Source organism: Pseudoxanthomonas sp. Root630 (genome assembly GCF_001427585.1).
GTDB lineage: Bacteria > Pseudomonadota > Gammaproteobacteria > Xanthomonadales > Xanthomonadaceae > Pseudoxanthomonas_A.
This window is the reverse complement of the sequence record NZ_LMGY01000012.1, coordinates 196,419-213,317: the sequence shown is the minus strand read 5'-3', so window position 1 is coordinate 213,317 and position 16,899 is coordinate 196,419. Positions and strand designations below refer to the sequence as shown.

Here is a 16,899-nt window from a genome sequence, read left to right as displayed (position 1 = left end):
GCTGGAGTGCCGCCGGTCGGGCTGGGCCTGGAAACGAAGAAAGCCGGGTTTCCCCGGCTTTCTTCCTGCCCTGCGGCAGCGATTACTTCGATGCGACGCCCAGCTGGTCCAGCATGAAGGCGAACATCTCGGCGCGCTCGCGGTACTGGCGGAAACGGCCGGACTTGCCGCCGTGGCCGGCTTCCATGTTGGTGCGGAACACCACCGGGCCCTTGCCGGTGTCGAGGTCGCGCAGGCGGGCGACGTACTTGGCCGGCTCCCAGTACTGCACCTGCGAATCCCACAGGCCGGTGCCGACGAACATCGCCGGGTAGGCCTTGGCCTGCAGGTTGTCGTAGGGCGAGTAGGTCAGGATGTAGTCGTAGTAGCCCTTCTCTTCCGGGTTGCCCCACTCGTCGTATTCGTTGGTGGTCAGCGGAATCGTGGGGTCCAGCATCGTGGTAACGACGTCGACGAACGGCACCAGGGTCAGGATGACCTTGTACTTCTCCGGCGCCATGTTCGACACCGCGCCCATCAGCAGGCCACCGGCGCTGCCGCCCATCGCCGCCACGCGACCCTTGGCCGCGTAGCCTTCCTTCACCAGGTAGTCGGTGACATCGATGAAGTCGGTGAAGGTGTTGATCTTGTTGTAGAGCTTGCCGTCGTCGTACCACGCGCGGCCCATTTCCTGGCCGCCGCGGATGTGGGCCAGCGCGTAGACCACGCCGCGGTCCAGGAGGCTGACGTTGGTGATGCTGAAGTTCGGGTCCATCGACGCGCCATAGCTGCCGTAGGCGTACTGCAGCATGGGCGCCTTGCCATCGCGCGCGACGTCCTTGCGGTACACCAGGGTCACCGGGATCTTCGTCTTGCCATCGCGGGCCGGCGCCCACACGCGCTCGGTCACGTACTTGGAAGCGTCGTAGCCCGGCACGGGCTGCTGCTTCAGCTGCCGGCGTTCGCCGGTCTTGGTGTTGATCTCGTAGGTCGTGGCCGGCGTGGTCATCGACGTGTAGCTGTAGCGCAGCCAGTCGGTACCGGTTTCCGGATTGGCGGACAGGCCCATCGAGTAAGCCGCTTCGTCGGCCTTGACGTAATCGCTGCTGCCATCGGCCTTGATCACGCGCAGGCTTTCCAGCGCGTTGGCGCGTTCGGCCACCACGCTGAAGCCGTCGAACAGCTCGAAGCCTTCGACGAACACGTCGGCACGGTGCGCGATCCAGTCCTTCCAATCCTTGCGCGAGGTCGAATCGGTCGGCGCGGTCACGATCTTGAAGTTCGTCGCGCCATCGGCGTTCGTGCGGATCACCCAGCGACCACCGAGGTGGTCGGCCTGGTACTCGACGTCGCGTTCGCGCGGGGCCAGCACGGTGAACACGCCCGGGCTCGCGGCCGGCGTGCAGCGCATCTCGGAGGACACGGTGCTTTCGACGCTGATGCAGATGAACGCATCGTCGCGGCTGCGGCCGATGCCCATGTAGAAGCTGTCGTCTTCCTCTTCGTAGACCAGCTTGTCCTGGCTGGCCGGCGTACCCAGTGCGTGCGACTTCACCCGCTTGCTGAGCAGGGTCTCCGGATCCTTGTCCACGTAGAACAGGGTGCGGCCGTCATCGGACCAGACCAGGTTCGGTTCGGCATTGGTGACCGTATCGGCCAGGACTTCGCCGGTCTGCAGGTTCTTGAAACGGATGGTGTACTGCCGGCGGCCGTTGGTGTCGTCGGCATAGGCCAGCAACGTGTTGTCCTGGCTGACTTCGTAGTCGCCGACGTTGTAGTAGTCCTTGCCCGCGCCCAGCGCGTTGACGTCCAGCAGCACCTGCTCACCGGTGAAATCGCCCGCTGCGTTGGCGGCCTGGATCGACACCGCGTCGATGCCCGGGCCATCCTTGCGGCGCGCGTGCACCGGATAGTCCTTGCCGGTGACGAAGCGCGCGTAGTACCACCAACCGCGCTCGCGGTACGGCACGCTGGCATCGTCCTGCTTGATGCGGGCGACGACCTCGTTGTACAGCTTGTCCTCCAGCGGCTTCAACGGCGCCATCACCGCATCGGTGTAGGCGTTCTCGGCGTTGAGGTACGCCAGCATCTCCTTGTTCTCGCGCTTGTCGTCGCGCAGCCAGTAGTACTCGTCGTTGCGCTCGGCGCCGTGCGGGGCCTTCACGACGTGCGGCTTCTTGGCCACATCGGGCGGGGTGGCGGTGGCGGCGAGGGCGGAGGTGATCGGGGTGCTCATCAGGACGGTCGCGGCAAGCAGGAAGGAAGTCGTCTTCATGGATGGGGTCCGGGAATGCGGGATGCAATGGCAGCGCCCCTCCGCAAGGGAGGGGCGCCGGGGACTTACTTGGCCAACTGTTGCCAGAGGAAGGTGTAGGCCAGCGCGCTCATGTGCGCAGCCTGCGCGTTGTTCGCCGCGCCGCCGTGGCCGCCTTCGATGTTCTCGTAGTAGCGCACGTCCTTGCCCGCGTCCAGCATCTTGGCGGCCATCTTGCGGGCGTGGCCCGGGTGGACGCGGTCATCGCGGGTGGAGGTCATGAACAGCGTGGCCGGATAATCCTTCTTCGCGTCGAACAGGTGGTACGGCGAGAAGGTCTTGATGAATTCCCAGTCGGCGGTGTCGGGGTTGCCGTACTCGGCCATCCACGACGCGCCCGCCAGCAGGTGGTTGTAGCGCTTCATGTCCAGCAGCGGGACCTGCACGACGACGGCACCGAACAGCTCCGGGTACTGGGTCAGCATGTTGCCGGTGAGCAGGCCGCCATTGCTGCCGCCCTGGATGCCCAGGTGCTTCGGCGAGGTGATCTTGCGGGCGACCAGGTCCTGCGCGACCGCGGCGAAGTCCTCGTACGCCTTGTGGCGGTTGGCTTTCAGCGCAGCCTGGTGCCAGCGCGGACCGTACTCGCCGCCACCGCGGATGTTGGCGACCGCGTACACGCCGCCCTTCTCCAGCCAGCCCTTGCCCACGCCGCCGGAGTAGCCGGGGGTCAGCGAGATTTCGAAGCCGCCGTAGCCGTACAGCAGGGTCGGGGTGCTGCCGTCGTACTTCAGGCCTTCCGGACGGACCAGGAAGTACGGCACCTTGGTGCCGTCCTTGGACGTGGCGAAGTGCTGCTCGATCTTCTTGCCCGAGGCATCGAAGAACGCCGGCATCGACTTCAGCTGTTCCGGCTGCTTGCCGATCTCGGCGAGCGACAGCGTGGTCGGGGTCAGGTAGTCGGTGACGGTCAGCCACACCGCATCGCTGTCGTCGCTGTCCACGTCGCTGACACCGATGGTGCCGAACGACGGCGCGCCGACGAATTCGCTGGACACCCACTTGCTTCCGCCAAGCGACTTGAGCACAGAGAGCTTGTTCTTCACATCGTCAAGGATGTTCAGAACCAAGTGGTTCTTCGTCCAGGTAAATCCGGCGAGGGACGTCTTTTCAGTCGGTTCGAACAGCGTCGTGAAATTGCGCTGGCCCGCCATAAAATCGTCAAAGCGCGCAATCAGCAGGCTGCCCGCGGCGTAAGTCTTGCCACCGACGGTCCACGGCTCGCGCAGTTCGAGCGTCAGCCATTCCTTGTGCACGCCCTTGTTGGCCGAATTCTGGACGTCGATCTTGGCCAGCTTGCCGTCGGCACCGCGCAGGTACAGCTCGTCGTTGTAGAAGGCGATCGTGCGGCTGACGAAATCGCGCTGGAAGCCCGGCGTGTCGTCGTGGAACGCGGCGATGTACATGTCTTCCGCCGTGCCTTCGTAGACCACCGAGGCCGACGCCAGCGGCGTGCCGCGCTTCCATTCCTTGACGATGCGCGGGTAGCCCGAGCTGGTCAGGCTGCCGGCGCCGAAGTCGCTGTAGACGTAGACGGTGTCGGCGTCCTTCCAGCCCAGCGCGCCCTTGGCTTCGGGACGGTAGAAGCCGTCCTTCAGGAACACCTTGTTGGCCAGGTCGAATTCGCGGGTTTCGTCGGCATCGGCGCCACCGCGCGACAGCGCGACCAGGCAACGGGTGTAGTCGGGCTTGCGGCAGTCGGCGCCATGCCAGACCCAGTTCTTGCCCTCGGCCTTGTTCAGCGCATCGAGGTCGAGCACGGTCTCCCACTGCGGCTGGGCCTTGCGGTACTCGGCCAGCGTGGTCCGGCGCCAGACGCCGCGCTCGTGCTGCTTGTCCTTCCAGAAGTTGTAGTAGAAGTCGCCGATCTTCTGCACGCCGGGGATCTTGGCGTCGGAATCGAGGATCGCGCGGATGTCCGCTTCCAGCTGCTTGAAGGCCGGGGTCGAGGCGATCTCGGCCTCGGCCTTGGCGTTGACGCCCTTCACCCAGTCGAGCTGTTTCTGGCCCTCGACGTCTTCCAGCCAGGCATACGGGTCGTTGGACACGTCAGCCTCCTTGGCGTGGACGGGGGCGGTCATGGCGCCCGCAACGGCAAGGCCGGCGGCCAGGCAGGCATGGGTGAGTCTGGGCATCGGGTGTGGCTCCGGAGGTGCAATTCATGAACCTCTCACGCTAGCACAAGGCCCGGAGGCCACCCCATGCCGAAGGTCAGGCTGCCCGGGCGAGGCCGGCAGGGCGGGCGCGCAGGCGCCGGGCCTGCGGGGCGCGGCGGCGGCCGGCAGGGCGGAGCCGCCGCATTGCCGAGGGCAGACGGAACCGGTGCAGCGACCACCACGCCACGGCCGGCATGCCCACCAGCCACAACGGCAACCACCCCAGCGCGTCCGTGCTGGCCCGGGCCAGCGGCACCAGCAGCACCAGCGCCAGGCCGGACAACACGACCCGGCGCAGTGCACGGTCGAGACCTGCATCGGGACGATTCTGCGAACTCTGGTGGGACAAGGGGAATGGCGCGGTGGACATGGCGAAGGACTCCCGTGGGTTGATGTCGGTACGGGGTCACACTCGCGCACGCGCATCTCACGGGTTGCGACATCCCCGGTTAACATCGCCATCGCATCCTGATGACTAGCGTGTCTGTATGACAGGGAGGAAGGAGTCCCACATGCCCATGCCATTGTTTTTCCGCGTGGCCCGACCTGCCCTGGTCGCCCTCCTGCTGGTGCTGGTAGCCGGCTGCGCCAGCCGTGGCGCGGTGCGGGATGACCCCACGGCCGTGGACCTGCCCCGCTTCATGGGCACCTGGCATGTGGTGGCGCACATTCCCTACTTCGCCGAACGCGGGCACGTCGCCGCGCGTTACGAATACGCATTCCGCGACAGCGACAAGGTCGGCGTGGCCTATCACTACCGAGAAGGGTTCGACCAGCCCGAACAGATGCGCGAAGCCCGCGCGTCGGTGAAAGAAGGCTCCGGCAATCGCGAATGGACCCTCTGGTTCGTCGGCGTGGTCCCCGCGAAGTGGCGCATCGTCGACGTGGCGCCGGACTACTCATGGGCACTGATCGACTATCCGGGCCGCGACATGGGCTGGATCCTCGCCCGCAACCCGGTGATGGACGACGCGCAGTACCAGGACCTGGTGAAGCGCGCGCGCGACCACAACATCAATGCCCGCCAGCTGGTCCGCGTGCCGCAGGTGCCTGCACAGGTCGGCACACCGGGCTTCGGCGAACCTAAGGGGCTTTGAAAGCGCGACGCCAGGGGGAAGAACCCTGCGGGAGCGACGTCAGTCGCGATGGCAGGTGAGGCGACCCACGAAGCTTCGCGACTCACGTCGCTCCCACAACGCGGACGGCGCTATTTCTTGTCGTAGTTCGACAGCGCCAGTTCCAGCAGCGCCTTCGCCTGCTCGCGCAACACGGCGGGTTCGACGATTTCCGCGTCGGCACCGTAGTGGAGGATGTCCATCAGCAGCTCGCGCGAGACGCTGTAGGGAATCCTGAGCTCGTAACGACCATCGGGCAGGTGGCGGCCCTGCTGCTTGGAATGCCATTGCTCGTCGGCGACCCAGCGCGCGGCCTTGGCGCTGAACAGGATCGTCGCCCAGCCTTTGGGTTCGCCTGAGAAGATGCCGTAGCTCGACGCCAGGTGCTGGTTGAGCTCTTCGTTGGGAAGGTCGCGTGCGGGTTCTTCTCCCAGCCGCGCGTTGCCCACGCGATCGACGGCGAAGCTGCGCAGCGCGTTGCGCTCATGGTCCCATGCGTCCAGGTACCAGTTGTCGCGGTAGTGGGTAATGCGCTGCGGCGACACCGTGCGGCGCGTGCGCTCGTCGGTGGAACGCGCGCGGTATTCGAACTGCAGCTGCTTGCGCTCCAGCACGGCCGAGGCCACGGCGCGGAAGCTGGCTTCGTCCAGTTTGCGGCCACGGTGCGGGATGACGCGCACGCGGTCGACCGGCCACTGCGACACGCCGGCATGGTCGGCCAGCAGCCCTTCGATGCGCTTCTGCAGCGGCGCCAGCGCGCCCGACAGCACGCCGCCGCCGGTGCGGACCAGCAGCTGCTGCGCGGCAAGCAGTGCGTACAGTTCTTCCGAGCTGAGCCACAGGCCCGGCAGTTCGAAGCGCTCGCTCTCCGCGGCGTGGTAACGGAAGCCCGCCTCGCCGTCGCCCTCGATCGGCGCCATCAGCGCGTCGCGCAGGTAGGCCAGGTCGCGGTAGACCGTGGCGCGTGAGCAACCGAGCTCTTCCTGCAGGCGCTTCACCGTGACCGGGTAGCGGGCCGCCTTGAGGATGCGGTGCAGGGCGGTGATGCGTTCGATCTTGTCCATGGGGGGCACGGCAGGGGGCGTGGCGGGATTATCGCCGACGGGTGGCCGTTTTCGCCGCCCGCCTGACGTTGGGCGGAATACAGGGGACGAGCGCCGGCGGCGCCTTGGGCCCGTGCGGTGCCAGGCGTTCCGGCGTGTAGTCGCCGACGGGATGCCCTCAACGCACGGACCCAAGGCGCTGCCCTTTCCCTGAGTCCGCCGCCATGTCCTTGCGTACCCCCCTGCTCTCCACGGCCGCCCTGCTGATCCTGTCCGGACTGGCCGCATGCCAGCGCACACCGCCCGCGGACGGCGCCACCACCACCCCCGCGACCACGCCGCCGCCACCGCGCCGCATCGCTGCGACGGATGCCGTGGCGGACGTGAAGGCCTCGATGCACCGGTTCCTGGATGCCCGCAGTTTCCATGCGCGGATGGAGATGGATGGCGCGCATCCGATGAGCAGCGAGATGGACTACGTGGCACCCGACCGCTACCGCATCACCCTGCCCAGCGGTACGCAGACCGTCATCGGCAACACGCTGTACATGGAGATCAATGGTCGATCCACGCGGGTGCCGTTGCCTCCTGAAACGCTGGCGCCCTGGCGGGATCCGCTGAAACTCCAGCAGGCCCAGCAAGGCCTGTCCGCGGACTTCCTCGGCGAGGCCGAGGTGGACGGCGTGGCCGCCCGCCACTACCGGGTGCGCAACACCGTGCCGGAGCCGGTGGAGTTCGAGTACTGGATCGGGACCGGCAGCCTGCCCCTGCGGCTGCGCCACGCCGGCACCGACAACGAGGGCCGCGCCTATACCGTGGTGCAGACCTACTCGCGCTACGACGATCCGGCGATCGCCATCGACATCCCCGAGTGAAGCCTGCCGGCATCAGGACGTCGCGGGCCCGCCAACCGTGACGGCGGTTGGTCGCGGGGCCGTTCATCCATGGCACAATCCATGTCGCAAACCTGAATCGGAACAAGCACTTGGGTTGTGGCCCCGCCGGGCCATGACTACCATGTAATCGATTACACCTCTCCCTCGAGGCCCCCATGTCCCCGCCCGCGCTTCCCTCCCTGCTGACGCTCGCCCTGCTCGCGGGCCTGGCCTCGCCTGCCCTGGCTGCGGATGCGCTGCTCCCGCGCAACGAAAAAGTCGACGCGGCCAAGGCGGAAAAGACCTTCGGCAAGGAGGCGGTCACCGCCGTGCCGGTGGTGGCGATGGCGGTGCGACCCATCCCGGAGGCCCCGCCCGAACCGGCGCCGCCACCGCCCAGGCTGACCGGCGGCGGTGAGCTGGGCTTCGCGGCCGCCAGCGGCAACAGCAACACCGAGAGCTTCAACGGTCGGCTGGACCTGACGTATGCCGACGGCGGTGCCTGGCGCCACAGCGCCAGCCTGTTCGGCCTGCATTCGCGTTCGGAGTACACCCGCACCAACGACGACGGCAGCATCGTCCGCGACACGCGCACCACGGCGAACCGCTACACGGTCAACGCCAACAGCGCCTACCTGATGGACGATCGGGGCACGCTCAACACCGCGCTGCGCCACGAGGAAGACGACTTCGGCACCTACAGCCGCCAGCAGTCGCTGAGCCTGAGCTACGGCAACCGGGTGGTCGAGAACGAACGCGCGCACCTCGACCTGCAGGTCGGCCCGGGCTACCGCCGTGCGTACGACACCGTGGACGGACGCGTCGAATCCGGCTTCATCGGCCGCGGCCTGATCGACATGCGCTACGCGCTCAGCGAGAACACCGAGATCGTCAACAAACTGCTGGTGGAATCGGGCGAGTACAACACCTTCGCCCAGAACGACCTCGGCGTCTCGGTGACGATGAACTCGCACCTCGCGCTCAAGGCCGGCTGGCAGGCGCGCCACAACAGCGACGTGGCCGAAGACATCAAGAAGACCGACACGCTGACCACGATGAACGTGGTCTACCGCTTCAAGTAGGGCCGGCTCAGGCCAGGAACGCGCCCGCGCCCTGGTCCAGCAATTGCGCGGCCACGCGGCGCCCCAGCGATTCCGGATCGCTCGCGGCGCCCTCGCCTTCGGCACGGATCACCTGGCCTTCCGCGGCGGAGCCCACCAGGCCCGCCAGCACGAGCGTGTCGCCCTCGCGCTGCGCGAACGCCGCCACCGGCACGTGGCAACTGCCATGCAGCGCGCGGTTCATCGCCCGCTCCGCTTCCACGCACACGCGCGTGCCGGCATCGTCCAGCGGCGCGAACAGGGCATGCACGGCGGGGTCTTCCGCACGGCACTCCACCGCGATCGCACCCTGCGCCGGCGCCGGCAACCAGTCCGGCGCCTGCAGGCGCGCGCGGATACGCGCATCGAACCCCAGGCGCTGCAGGCCCGCGCAAGCCAACACGATGGCGTCGTAGTCGCCCGCATCCAGCTTGGCCAGGCGCGTATTGACGTTGCCGCGCAGGTCGAGCAACTGCAGGTCCGGGCGCAGTGCGCGCAACTGCGCCTGCCGGCGCAACGAGGACGTGCCTACGCGCGCGCGCTCGGGCAGTGCCGCGATACCGTCGTAGTGATTCGAAACGAAGGCATCCGCCGGATCGGCGCGGGGCAGGATCGCCGGCAGCGCGAACGGACCTTCCAGCTCCATCGGCACGTCCTTGAGCGAATGCACGGCGCAGTCGGCTTCGCCCCGCAGCATCGCCAGTTCCAGCTCTTTGAGGAACAGGCCTTTGCCGCCGATGGCCGCCAGCGAGCGGTCCAGCACTTCGTCGCCGCGCGTGCTCATCGGCACCAGCTCGACGACCAGGCCGGCGTGGGTCGCGCGCAGGCGGTCGGCGACGTGTTCGCTCTGCCAGAGGGCGAGCGGGCTCTTGCGGGTGGCGATGCGCAGCGTGGTCATGCGGGCATTATCCCGCATGCGGTGGCCTTCGCGGCCACTCAGAGCGTCTTGACGGTCTCGCGCAGGCCGGCCACGCAGCGGCGACTGACCTCCAGCGGCGCCTTGCCGTGCCGCAGGATGGCCTGCACGTGGCCATCGCCGATCCGCTTGATCTCGACCAGTTCGTGGCGCGCCACCAGGCAGTTGCGGTGGATGCGCACGAAGCGGCCGCCGAACTCCTCTTCCAGCGATTTCAGCGATTCCTCGATCAGGTCCTCGCCGCGCGCGTGGTGCACCACCACGTACTTCTCCTCGGCCTGCAGGTAGTGCACCTCGTCGACGGGGATCAAGCGCAGGCTGCCGCGCAGCCGCGCGCACAGGTGGGTGCGCGGCTGGCTGCTCGACGCGATGGGCACCTGGGTCTCGCGCCCGGCGATGAAGGTGCGCGCGCGCTCGAGCGCGGCGGCCAGCCGTTCGGCACGGATCGGCTTCATCAGGTAGTCGATGGCGGCCGCTTCGAAGGCGGACAGCGCGTGTTCGTCGTACGCGGTGCAGAACACCACCGCCGGCCGCGGATCGAACGCCGCCAGGTGCCGCGCCGCCTCCAGGCCATCGACGCCCGGCATCGCGATGTCGAGCAGGACCATGTCCGGGCGGTGCTGCGAACAGGCCTGCAGCGCATCCAGGCCGTTCTCGGCCTCGGCCACCACGTCGACGCCGGCATGCTCGGCGAGCAATGCGCGCAGGCGTTCGCGTGCGAGAGGTTCGTCGTCGGCTATGACCACTTTCACGGCAAGGGCGTCCTCGATGAACGTTGGCGTGATCCCCCGTGGCCTAGGTTACCCATGGCGGCGCCACGCGTCACCCGGGCGGGGACGCATGCGGATTACAACGCAAACCGGCGTTCCATCCAGTCACCCAGGTCACGGATTTCCTCGGCGCACACCTGGTGCGCCATGGGATAGCGATGCCATGCCACCTCGAACCCCATCTCTCCCAGTGCCCGGGCGCTCTGTTCGGCATGCACCAGCGGGATCACCGGGTCGCCCACGCCATGGGCCATGAAGACCGGCTGCGCGGTGGCGGCGGCTTCGAGTTTCGAGGCCGCCTGCGCCGTGCCCGGCAGGTAGGTGGACAGGGCGATCAGGCCGGCCAGCGGCACCTGTCGACGCAGGCCGGCGGCCAGGGTGACGGCCCCGCCCTGCGAGAAGCCCGCCAACAGCAGCCGGTCCGGCGCGATGCCACGCGCATGTTCGCGTTCGATCAGGGCTTCCACCTGCAGGATGGATTCCTCGATGCCGGCGCTGTCCGCGCGGGTCGGGAAGTCCATGCCGACGATGTCGTACCACGCGCGCATGCGCACGCCATTGTTGATGGTCACCGCGCGCACCGGCGCATGCGGGAACACGAAGCGCAGCGCCGGCCAGCCCGGCCGCACGAGCTCGGGCACGAGCGACGCGAAGTCATGGCCATCGGCGCCGAGCCCATGCAGCCACAGCACGGACCATTGCGGGGAAGGACCGGTGTCGTGTTCGACGGTGTCGAGGAGCGAAGTGTCTGGAGTCGTCATGCCCCCATTCTCGCCGGACGGCCGCACGGATACCAATCAATCCGAGCCACCCTCCGCGCCCGCCGGCAAGCGGAACCGCACCGTGCGCTGCGAGGCATGGGCCTGGTCGCTGGCTTCGAAGCGCCAGCGCTGCGCCACGGCGAGCGCGGAAGCGTCGAACAGGCCGGCTGGCGTCGACGACAGCAGGCGCACATCGCGCACGCGACCGTCGGGCTGGATGGTGAAGGCCACTTCCGCCTGCCCCTCGATGCGCGCGCGCAGCGCCGGCAGGGGATAGCGCGGCTGCGCGTCCTGCAGCAGGCGAGGTGTCCGCACCACCGGCGCGGCACGGGGGGCCACGGTGGCCGGTGGCGGTGCTTCCACCGCGGAGGGCACCGGGGTGGGGGTGGGTACTGCGGATGCGCTGGCGGTGACGGGCGGCGACGCGCTGGCCACTGCGGGCGGCGGCGCAGCGGATGGCCGCGGCGCGATGGTCACCGCGGGCGGTGGCGTCTCAAGCGCGACAACCGACGCCTGCGCGGCCTGCTCGCGCCGCAGCGCATCGATGCTCGTGCGCAGCCGGGGCAACGCAGGGGCGCGCGCATCGATGCGTTCGATCAACCCCTGCAGCCGCTCGGCCTCGGACGCGTCGCCGCGCGCGAGCGCCTGCTCGGCGGCGATCACGACATAGGGCTGCAGTTCGGCCAGTGCATTCTGCGCGCGGATCGCATCGGCCGCGTCTTCGCGAGCGGCCAGATAGTGCTCGATCGCATTGTCGCCGGCAGGCGACATCATCCGCTGCCCGGCCAGGGCCTCGGTGGCACGCGCGTAGGGCGCCTCCGCTGCGGCGGCGGCGTCGGGCAACGCCGCAGGCGTGGACGCGGACACCGCCGGCCCGCCCGACACCGGATCGGGCGCAGGCCCACACGCTGTCAGGCCGGCCAGCAACACCAGCCCCATTCCGAACTTCTTCATGTCTCGATCACCCCTGTCGTGCGGGCGGCAAGCCTAGGCGGGCTTCATGACGCCGATGCGTCAGGCCGCCACCCTCTCCTCCCCTGTCCGTTCGGACACTGGACACGCGCCCTGTCCCGGCCAAGCGTTCGCGCGTCGAGGGCCGCGATCGACATGGAAGCGTTTGCATGCATCGTCTCTCCGTCTAAGACGTAGAAGTTCGGGTAAAGTGCGGCGATCCGGGGCCGATACCGTTTCGTATGGCCCCAACCCGGGGCGGCTTAGCAGGGACTGCCGTGGCGAACCCGGTCCATCCAACGGATACCGTTCTTGGGGAAGACGCGACCGTGAGGCCCACTGCCATCGCCATGCCTGCCGTTTCCGCGTCCGCCGAACCAGACGTGTCCTGGGTCATCGACCACAGCGACAACGCGGTGGTGGTCTGCGACGGCGATGCCCGGATCACCTACATCAACCAGGGCTTCACCCGGATGCTCGGCTACACCCTGGAGGAAGTGGCCGGCCGGCGACCGAGCGATTTCCTCGCCGGACCGCACACCGACCCCGAAACGGTCGAATGGGTGCGCGGCCAACTCAACACCCAACAGGGCTACCGGACCGAACTGCTGGTCTATGCCAAGACCGGCGTGCCGTTGTGGATCTCCGCCGTCGTCAACCCGGTCTTCGACAACGAACGTAACGTGCGCTACCTGCTGGGCGTCTATACCGACATCACCCACAGCAAGCTGCACGAGGAACTGCACCGCAAGGTGCTCGGCGCGATCGTCCGCGAGCAGCCGCTGCGGGACGTACTGACACTGGTGTGCCGTGAGGTGGAGAAAGTGATGCCGGAGGCCGTGGCCTCGGTGATCGCGCTCGACGACTACGGCCACCTGCGCGTGCTCGCCGCACCGAGCCTGCCCGACCACATCGCCGGCGTGGTGGACGGCGAACGCGCCGGCCCCATGGTGGGCGCCTGCGGTTCGGCCGCATGGAGCGGCCAGCCGGTGGAGTGCACCGACATCGAACGCGATCCGCGCTGGCAGGCGTACAAGGCGCCGTTCCTCGCGCTGGGCATCCGCGCGTGCTGGTCCAGTCCGGTCAAGGGCCACGATGGACGCGTGATGGGCACCTTCGCGCTCTATTACTGGGAGAACCGCGCGCCCGACGACTTCCACCAGCGCGTGGTCGACGTCTGCCTGCACCTGTGCGCGCTGGCCATGGATCGCGAACGCGCGCGCGTGCGGATGCACCAGCTGTCCTTCTTCGACACGCTGACCGGGCTGCCCAACCGCGCGCTGTTCAACAACAAGGTCGAACAGATGCTGCTGGACGCCGCGCGTCGCGACAGCGCCGTCGCGTTGCTGTTCATCGATATCGACCGCTTCAAGATCGTCAACGACACCCAGGGCCACACCGCCGGCGACACCCTGTTGCGCGAACTGGCCAAGCGCCTGGGGGGCGAGCTGCGCGAGGCCGACGTGATCGCGCGCCTGGCGGGCGACGAATTCGTGCTCGCCGTGCCCGACTACGACGCGGAAGACGCCGCCAACCTCGCCGACCGCCTGATGGCGCGCCTGTCGCAGCCGGTCAGCGCCGGCCGCATGATGCTGGCGCCCCAGGCCAGCGTGGGCGTGGCGATGTTCCCGAGCGATGGCTGGGACGTGGATTCGCTGGTGCGCCACGCCGACATCGCGATGTACCGCGCCAAGTCCGAAGGCGGCGGCCGCATCGTGTTCTACAGCCTGGAGATGAACCAGGCGATGCAGGAGCGGCTGGCGCTGGAGAACGCCCTGCGCGAAGCCGTCCGCAGCGGCCAGCTGCGCCTGCACTACCAGCCGCAGGTCGGGATGGACGACGACAGCCATCTGCACGGCGTAGAGGCGCTGCTGCGCTGGCGCCACCCGGAGATCGGCGAGATCTCGCCCGCCACGTTCGTGCCGATGGCCGAAGAATGCGGGTTGATCGACGATCTCGGACGCTGGACGCTGGAAGAAGCCTGCACGCAGATGGCGGACTGGCGCCGTCGCGGCGTGCCGGTGCCGCGCGTGTCGGTCAACCTGTCGGCGATCAACTTCGAACAGCAGGACCTGCCCACCTTCATCGGCAGCGTGCTCGGCAAGTGCGGCCTGTCGCCGGACGAACTGATGGTCGAGGTGACCGAGAGCGTGATGCTGGCGCAGAAGCCGGAAGTGCTGGCGAACATCGACGCCATCCACCGCATGGGCGTGCACCTGTCGATCGACGACTTCGGCACCGGCTATTCCAGCCTGAGCCATCTTCACCGCCTGCCGATCAGCGAACTCAAGCTCGACATGAGCTTCGTGCGCGACCTCGAGCACAGCGAATCGGCCCGCGCACTGACCACGTCCATCCTGCGCATCGGCGAAAGCCTGTCGCTGAAGGTGGTCGCCGAGGGCGTGGAGAACCAGGCCCAGCGCGCGGTCCTGGCATCGCTGAACTGCGACATCCTGCAGGGCTACTACGTCTCGCGCCCGTTGTCGCCGCACTCGCTGGAGCGCTGGCTCAGCCTGCAATCGTCGGTGGAGTGACCCGGCGGCGTCCGCCGTCCAGCAGGAACGCCAGCGCGTCGCCGCACGGCGCGGCGACCCGGAACTGCAGCAGATCGTCGGCGCGCGTGCGCCCCAGGTTCACGGCCGCCACGGGCGTGCCCGCGCGCATCGCCGCATGCACGAAGCGCAGGCCCGAGTAGACCATCAGCGAAGAGCCCACCACGAGCATCGCGTCGGCGCGCTGCAGATGCGCCATCGCCGCCTGGACGCGCTCGCGCGGCACGTTCTCGCCGAAGAACACGACATCGGGCTTGAGCATGCCGCCGCAGGCTCCACAGGCCGGAATGCGGAACCCGCTGAAGTCGCGCCCGTCCAGGTCCGCATCGCCATCCGGCGCGGCACCCGCCGCCAGGCCGACCCAGTCCGGATTCGCGTCCACGAGCCGGAGCTGCAGGTCCGCGCGCGACGACCGCACCCCGCAGCCGAGACAGACGACGTCGCCCAGCCGCCCATGCAGGTCGATCACCGACCGGTTGCCCGCGGCCTGGTGCAAGCCGTCCACGTTCTGGGTCAGCAACATGTCGCACTGTCCCTGCGCCTCCAGCGCCGCCAGCGCGCGATGCGCCGCATTCGGCCTGGCTTCCGCGATCCGCGGCCAACCGAGCAGGCTGCGCGCCCAGTACCGTTGGCGCGTCGCCGTGTCGCCGACGAAGGCCTGGTAGGTCACCGGTGGCGTGCGCTTCCATGCCCCCTGCTCGTCCCGGTAGTCGGGAATGCCGGATCCGGTGCTGCAACCCGCGCCGGTGAGCACGAACAGGCGACCATGGGCCGCCATGAAATCCTCGAGTCGCGTATCGCTCATGCCCGCAGCATAGGCGAAGCGATGTGTCCCGGTCAGGGCTTGGGCGCGGGGCAGTAGCTGCGCAGGTAGTCCATGTGCGCCGGCATCCGCTGCGCGTTGCCCTGCACGCTGGCGCGGATATCGTCGAGGAAACGCTGCAGCTCGGCCGGCGATATCACGTCCGCCGTCGGGTGGTAGCGCTTCGGCACGATGCCCTGCCCCATCATCACCTGGATCCACGAGTTCTCGCCGAACAGCTCGCCGGGCACGTGGAAGACGGTGCCGGTCTCGCGGAACAGTTCGATGCGATGGCGCAGCGTGGACGGAATCCCCATCTCCGCGATCTCGCGCCAGTACGGCGAGTCGCGCCGATTGCTGAGGTGATAGTGCATCACCACGAAATCGCGCACGTGCTGCAGTTCCTCGTCCAGCCGCGCGTTGTATTCGTCGATCGCCGGCCGGGTGACCACCTGCGGGAAATTCTGCAGCAGGTGCACGATGCCGCGCTGGATCAGGTGGATCGTGGTCGACTCCAGCGGCTCGATGAAACTGCCCGCCAGGCCCAGGGCCACGCAGTTCTTCTCCCAGCACTGCTGGCGCTGGCCCGGCTGGAAGCGGATCGGCCAAGGCTGCTTGATGACATCGCCTTCGAGGCCGCCCAGGAATTCCGCGCGGGCCTCGTCGTCGCTGATGTGCCGGCTCGAATAGACGATGCCGTTGCCGACCCGGTGCTGCAGCGGTATGCGCCACTGCCAGCCGGACTTGCCGGCGATGGCGCGGGTATAGGGCACCGCGTCGCGCACGGCGGTGGTCTGGGTGGCCAGCGCGCTGTCGTTGAACAGCCAGTGCGACCAGTCGGTGAAACCCACGCCGAGTGCCTTGCCGATCAGCAGCGCGCGGAAGCCGGTGCAGTCGATGAAGAAATCGCCTTCGATGGAGTCGCCGTTCTCCATCGTCAACGCCGTGATGAAGCCCGATGCCGCATCCGTCACGACATCGGCGATCTTGCCTTCGATACGCTTCGCCCCATGCCGCTCACTGAACTGCCGCAGGAACTTCGCATACAGGCTGGCATCCATGTGGTACGCGTAGTTGATGCCGCCGTGGGGGAGATGCGCAAAGCGGTCCGCCAGGGCCGCCTTCAACTCGAGGCAGTAATCCTCATAGCCACTGGCCAGGCCCTCCTTGCGCCCGCGCAGCCAGAAGTGCTGGAAGCCGCTCGCTCCCCGGTCCTTGCCGCTGAATCCGAAGGAGTGGATATAGCGATGGTCGGTGTCCAGCCAGTTCTCGAACGAGATCCCCAGCTTGATGGTGCCCTGCGTGGCCGCCATGTACTCCCGTTCGTCGATGTCGATCATCCGATGGAAGCTCAGCAGCGTCGGGATGGTGGCTTCGCCAACCCCGACGGTTCCGATTTCCTCGGATTCCACCAGCGTGATGTCCAGCGTCTTGCCCAGGACCCTGGAGATCGCCGCCGCCGCCATCCAGCCCGCCGTGCCGCCCCCGGCGATGACCACGCGCTTCACGTCACGGCTGGAAGTCTCGTTGATGTGGTTGTTCACGAAGGGGTCCCTGGCGTTCTT

At 68.0% G+C, this 16,899-nt stretch carries 14 protein-coding genes; 4 read left to right on the top strand and 10 right to left on the bottom strand.

The window, feature by feature from the left end; all coding sequences use genetic code 11:
* Nucleotides 1-82: 82 nt before the first annotated feature.
* From ASD72_RS07135 to ASD72_RS07125, 3 genes are all read right to left on the bottom strand, one after another.
* The gene (locus ASD72_RS07135) at nt 83-2,254 is read right to left on the bottom strand and encodes a S9 family peptidase (RefSeq protein WP_056879242.1); all 2,172 of its coding nucleotides are present in this window, start codon (nt 2,252-2,254) and stop codon (nt 83-85) included.
* 65 nt (nt 2,255-2,319) lie between these two features.
* A complete protein-coding gene (locus tag ASD72_RS07130; protein WP_056879241.1) occupies nt 2,320-4,428 on the bottom strand; it encodes a prolyl oligopeptidase family serine peptidase in 2,109 nt (702 codons plus the stop codon).
* A gap of 76 nt (nt 4,429-4,504) precedes the next feature.
* Nucleotides 4,505-4,798 (bottom strand): hypothetical protein, encoded by a 294-nt coding sequence (locus ASD72_RS07125; protein ID WP_056879811.1) that lies wholly within the window; start codon nt 4,796-4,798, stop codon nt 4,505-4,507.
* Nucleotides 4,799-4,961: 163 nt separating this feature from the next.
* Between ASD72_RS07125 and ASD72_RS07120 the strand changes: the two genes are divergently transcribed.
* Nucleotides 4,962-5,546 (top strand): lipocalin family protein, encoded by a 585-nt coding sequence (locus ASD72_RS07120; protein WP_056879240.1) that lies wholly within the window; start codon nt 4,962-4,964, stop codon nt 5,544-5,546.
* 110 nt (nt 5,547-5,656) lie between these two features.
* On the opposite strand, the gene ASD72_RS07115 is transcribed toward ASD72_RS07120, so the two are convergent.
* Entirely contained in the window at nt 5,657-6,628 is a 972-nt protein-coding gene (locus ASD72_RS07115; RefSeq protein ID WP_056879239.1) for a YafY family protein, read from the bottom strand.
* Between the two features lie 203 nt (nt 6,629-6,831).
* Between ASD72_RS07115 and ASD72_RS07110 the strand changes: the two genes are divergently transcribed.
* On the top strand, nt 6,832-7,482 hold the full coding sequence (locus ASD72_RS07110) for a hypothetical protein (RefSeq protein WP_056879238.1): 651 nt from the start codon (nt 6,832-6,834) through the stop codon (nt 7,480-7,482).
* Between the two features lie 176 nt (nt 7,483-7,658).
* Nucleotides 7,659-8,564, top strand: coding sequence for a DUF481 domain-containing protein (locus tag ASD72_RS07105; RefSeq protein ID WP_235577964.1), 906 nt, complete (start codon nt 7,659-7,661; stop codon nt 8,562-8,564).
* A 7-nt stretch (nt 8,565-8,571) separates the two neighbouring features.
* Here ASD72_RS07105 and hemC read toward each other — a convergent pair whose 3' ends face one another.
* From hemC to ASD72_RS07085, 4 genes are all read right to left on the bottom strand, one after another.
* Nucleotides 8,572-9,480, bottom strand: coding sequence for a hydroxymethylbilane synthase (gene hemC, locus ASD72_RS07100; RefSeq protein ID WP_056879237.1), 909 nt, complete (start codon nt 9,478-9,480; stop codon nt 8,572-8,574).
* A 38-nt stretch (nt 9,481-9,518) separates the two neighbouring features.
* Nucleotides 9,519-10,250, bottom strand: coding sequence for a LytTR family DNA-binding domain-containing protein (locus tag ASD72_RS07095; protein WP_056879236.1), 732 nt, complete (start codon nt 10,248-10,250; stop codon nt 9,519-9,521).
* 95 nt (nt 10,251-10,345) lie between these two features.
* On the bottom strand, nt 10,346-11,029 hold the full coding sequence (locus ASD72_RS07090; RefSeq protein WP_056879235.1) for an alpha/beta hydrolase: 684 nt from the start codon (nt 11,027-11,029) through the stop codon (nt 10,346-10,348).
* A 36-nt stretch (nt 11,030-11,065) separates the two neighbouring features.
* Nucleotides 11,066-11,983, bottom strand: a complete 918-nt coding sequence (locus tag ASD72_RS07085) for a TonB family protein (protein ID WP_056879234.1) — start codon at nt 11,981-11,983, stop codon at nt 11,066-11,068.
* Between the two features lie 347 nt (nt 11,984-12,330).
* On the opposite strand from ASD72_RS07085, the gene ASD72_RS07080 reads away from it, so the two are divergent.
* The gene (locus ASD72_RS07080) at nt 12,331-14,514 is read left to right on the top strand and encodes an EAL domain-containing protein (protein ID WP_056879233.1); all 2,184 of its coding nucleotides are present in this window, start codon (nt 12,331-12,333) and stop codon (nt 14,512-14,514) included.
* On the opposite strand, the gene ASD72_RS07075 is transcribed toward ASD72_RS07080, so the two are convergent.
* Nucleotides 14,489-15,337 carry an NAD-dependent protein deacetylase gene (locus tag ASD72_RS07075; RefSeq protein WP_056879232.1) on the bottom strand — a complete coding sequence of 283 codons (849 nt, stop codon included), beginning with the start codon at nt 15,335-15,337 and terminating at the stop codon, nt 14,489-14,491. The genes ASD72_RS07080 and ASD72_RS07075 overlap by 26 nt on opposite strands.
* 32 nt (nt 15,338-15,369) lie before the next feature.
* Complete coding sequence (locus ASD72_RS07070; protein ID WP_235577963.1) at nt 15,370-16,878, bottom strand: tryptophan halogenase family protein; 1,509 nt, start codon at nt 16,876-16,878, stop codon at nt 15,370-15,372.
* Between the last annotated feature and the right edge of the window lie 21 nt (nt 16,879-16,899).

Coding starts and splice junctions, on each gene's coding strand:
- ASD72_RS07120 (WP_056879240.1), top strand. CDS start 4,962: ATGCCCATGCCATTGTTTTTCCGCGTGGCCCGACCTGCCCTGGTCGCC.
- ASD72_RS07075 (WP_056879232.1), bottom strand. CDS start 15,337: ATGAGCGATACGCGACTCGAGGATTTCATGGCGGCCCATGGTCGCCTG.
- ASD72_RS07135 (WP_056879242.1), bottom strand. CDS start 2,254: ATGAAGACGACTTCCTTCCTGCTTGCCGCGACCGTCCTGATGAGCACC.
- ASD72_RS07080 (WP_056879233.1), top strand. CDS start 12,331: ATGCCTGCCGTTTCCGCGTCCGCCGAACCAGACGTGTCCTGGGTCATC.
- hemC (WP_056879237.1), bottom strand. CDS start 9,480: ATGACCACGCTGCGCATCGCCACCCGCAAGAGCCCGCTCGCCCTCTGG.
- ASD72_RS07115 (WP_056879239.1), bottom strand. CDS start 6,628: ATGGACAAGATCGAACGCATCACCGCCCTGCACCGCATCCTCAAGGCG.
- ASD72_RS07110 (WP_056879238.1), top strand. CDS start 6,832: ATGTCCTTGCGTACCCCCCTGCTCTCCACGGCCGCCCTGCTGATCCTG.
- ASD72_RS07105 (WP_235577964.1), top strand. CDS start 7,659: ATGTCCCCGCCCGCGCTTCCCTCCCTGCTGACGCTCGCCCTGCTCGCG.
- ASD72_RS07130 (WP_056879241.1), bottom strand. CDS start 4,428: ATGCCCAGACTCACCCATGCCTGCCTGGCCGCCGGCCTTGCCGTTGCG.
- ASD72_RS07090 (WP_056879235.1), bottom strand. CDS start 11,029: ATGACGACTCCAGACACTTCGCTCCTCGACACCGTCGAACACGACACC.
- ASD72_RS07085 (WP_056879234.1), bottom strand. CDS start 11,983: ATGAAGAAGTTCGGAATGGGGCTGGTGTTGCTGGCCGGCCTGACAGCG.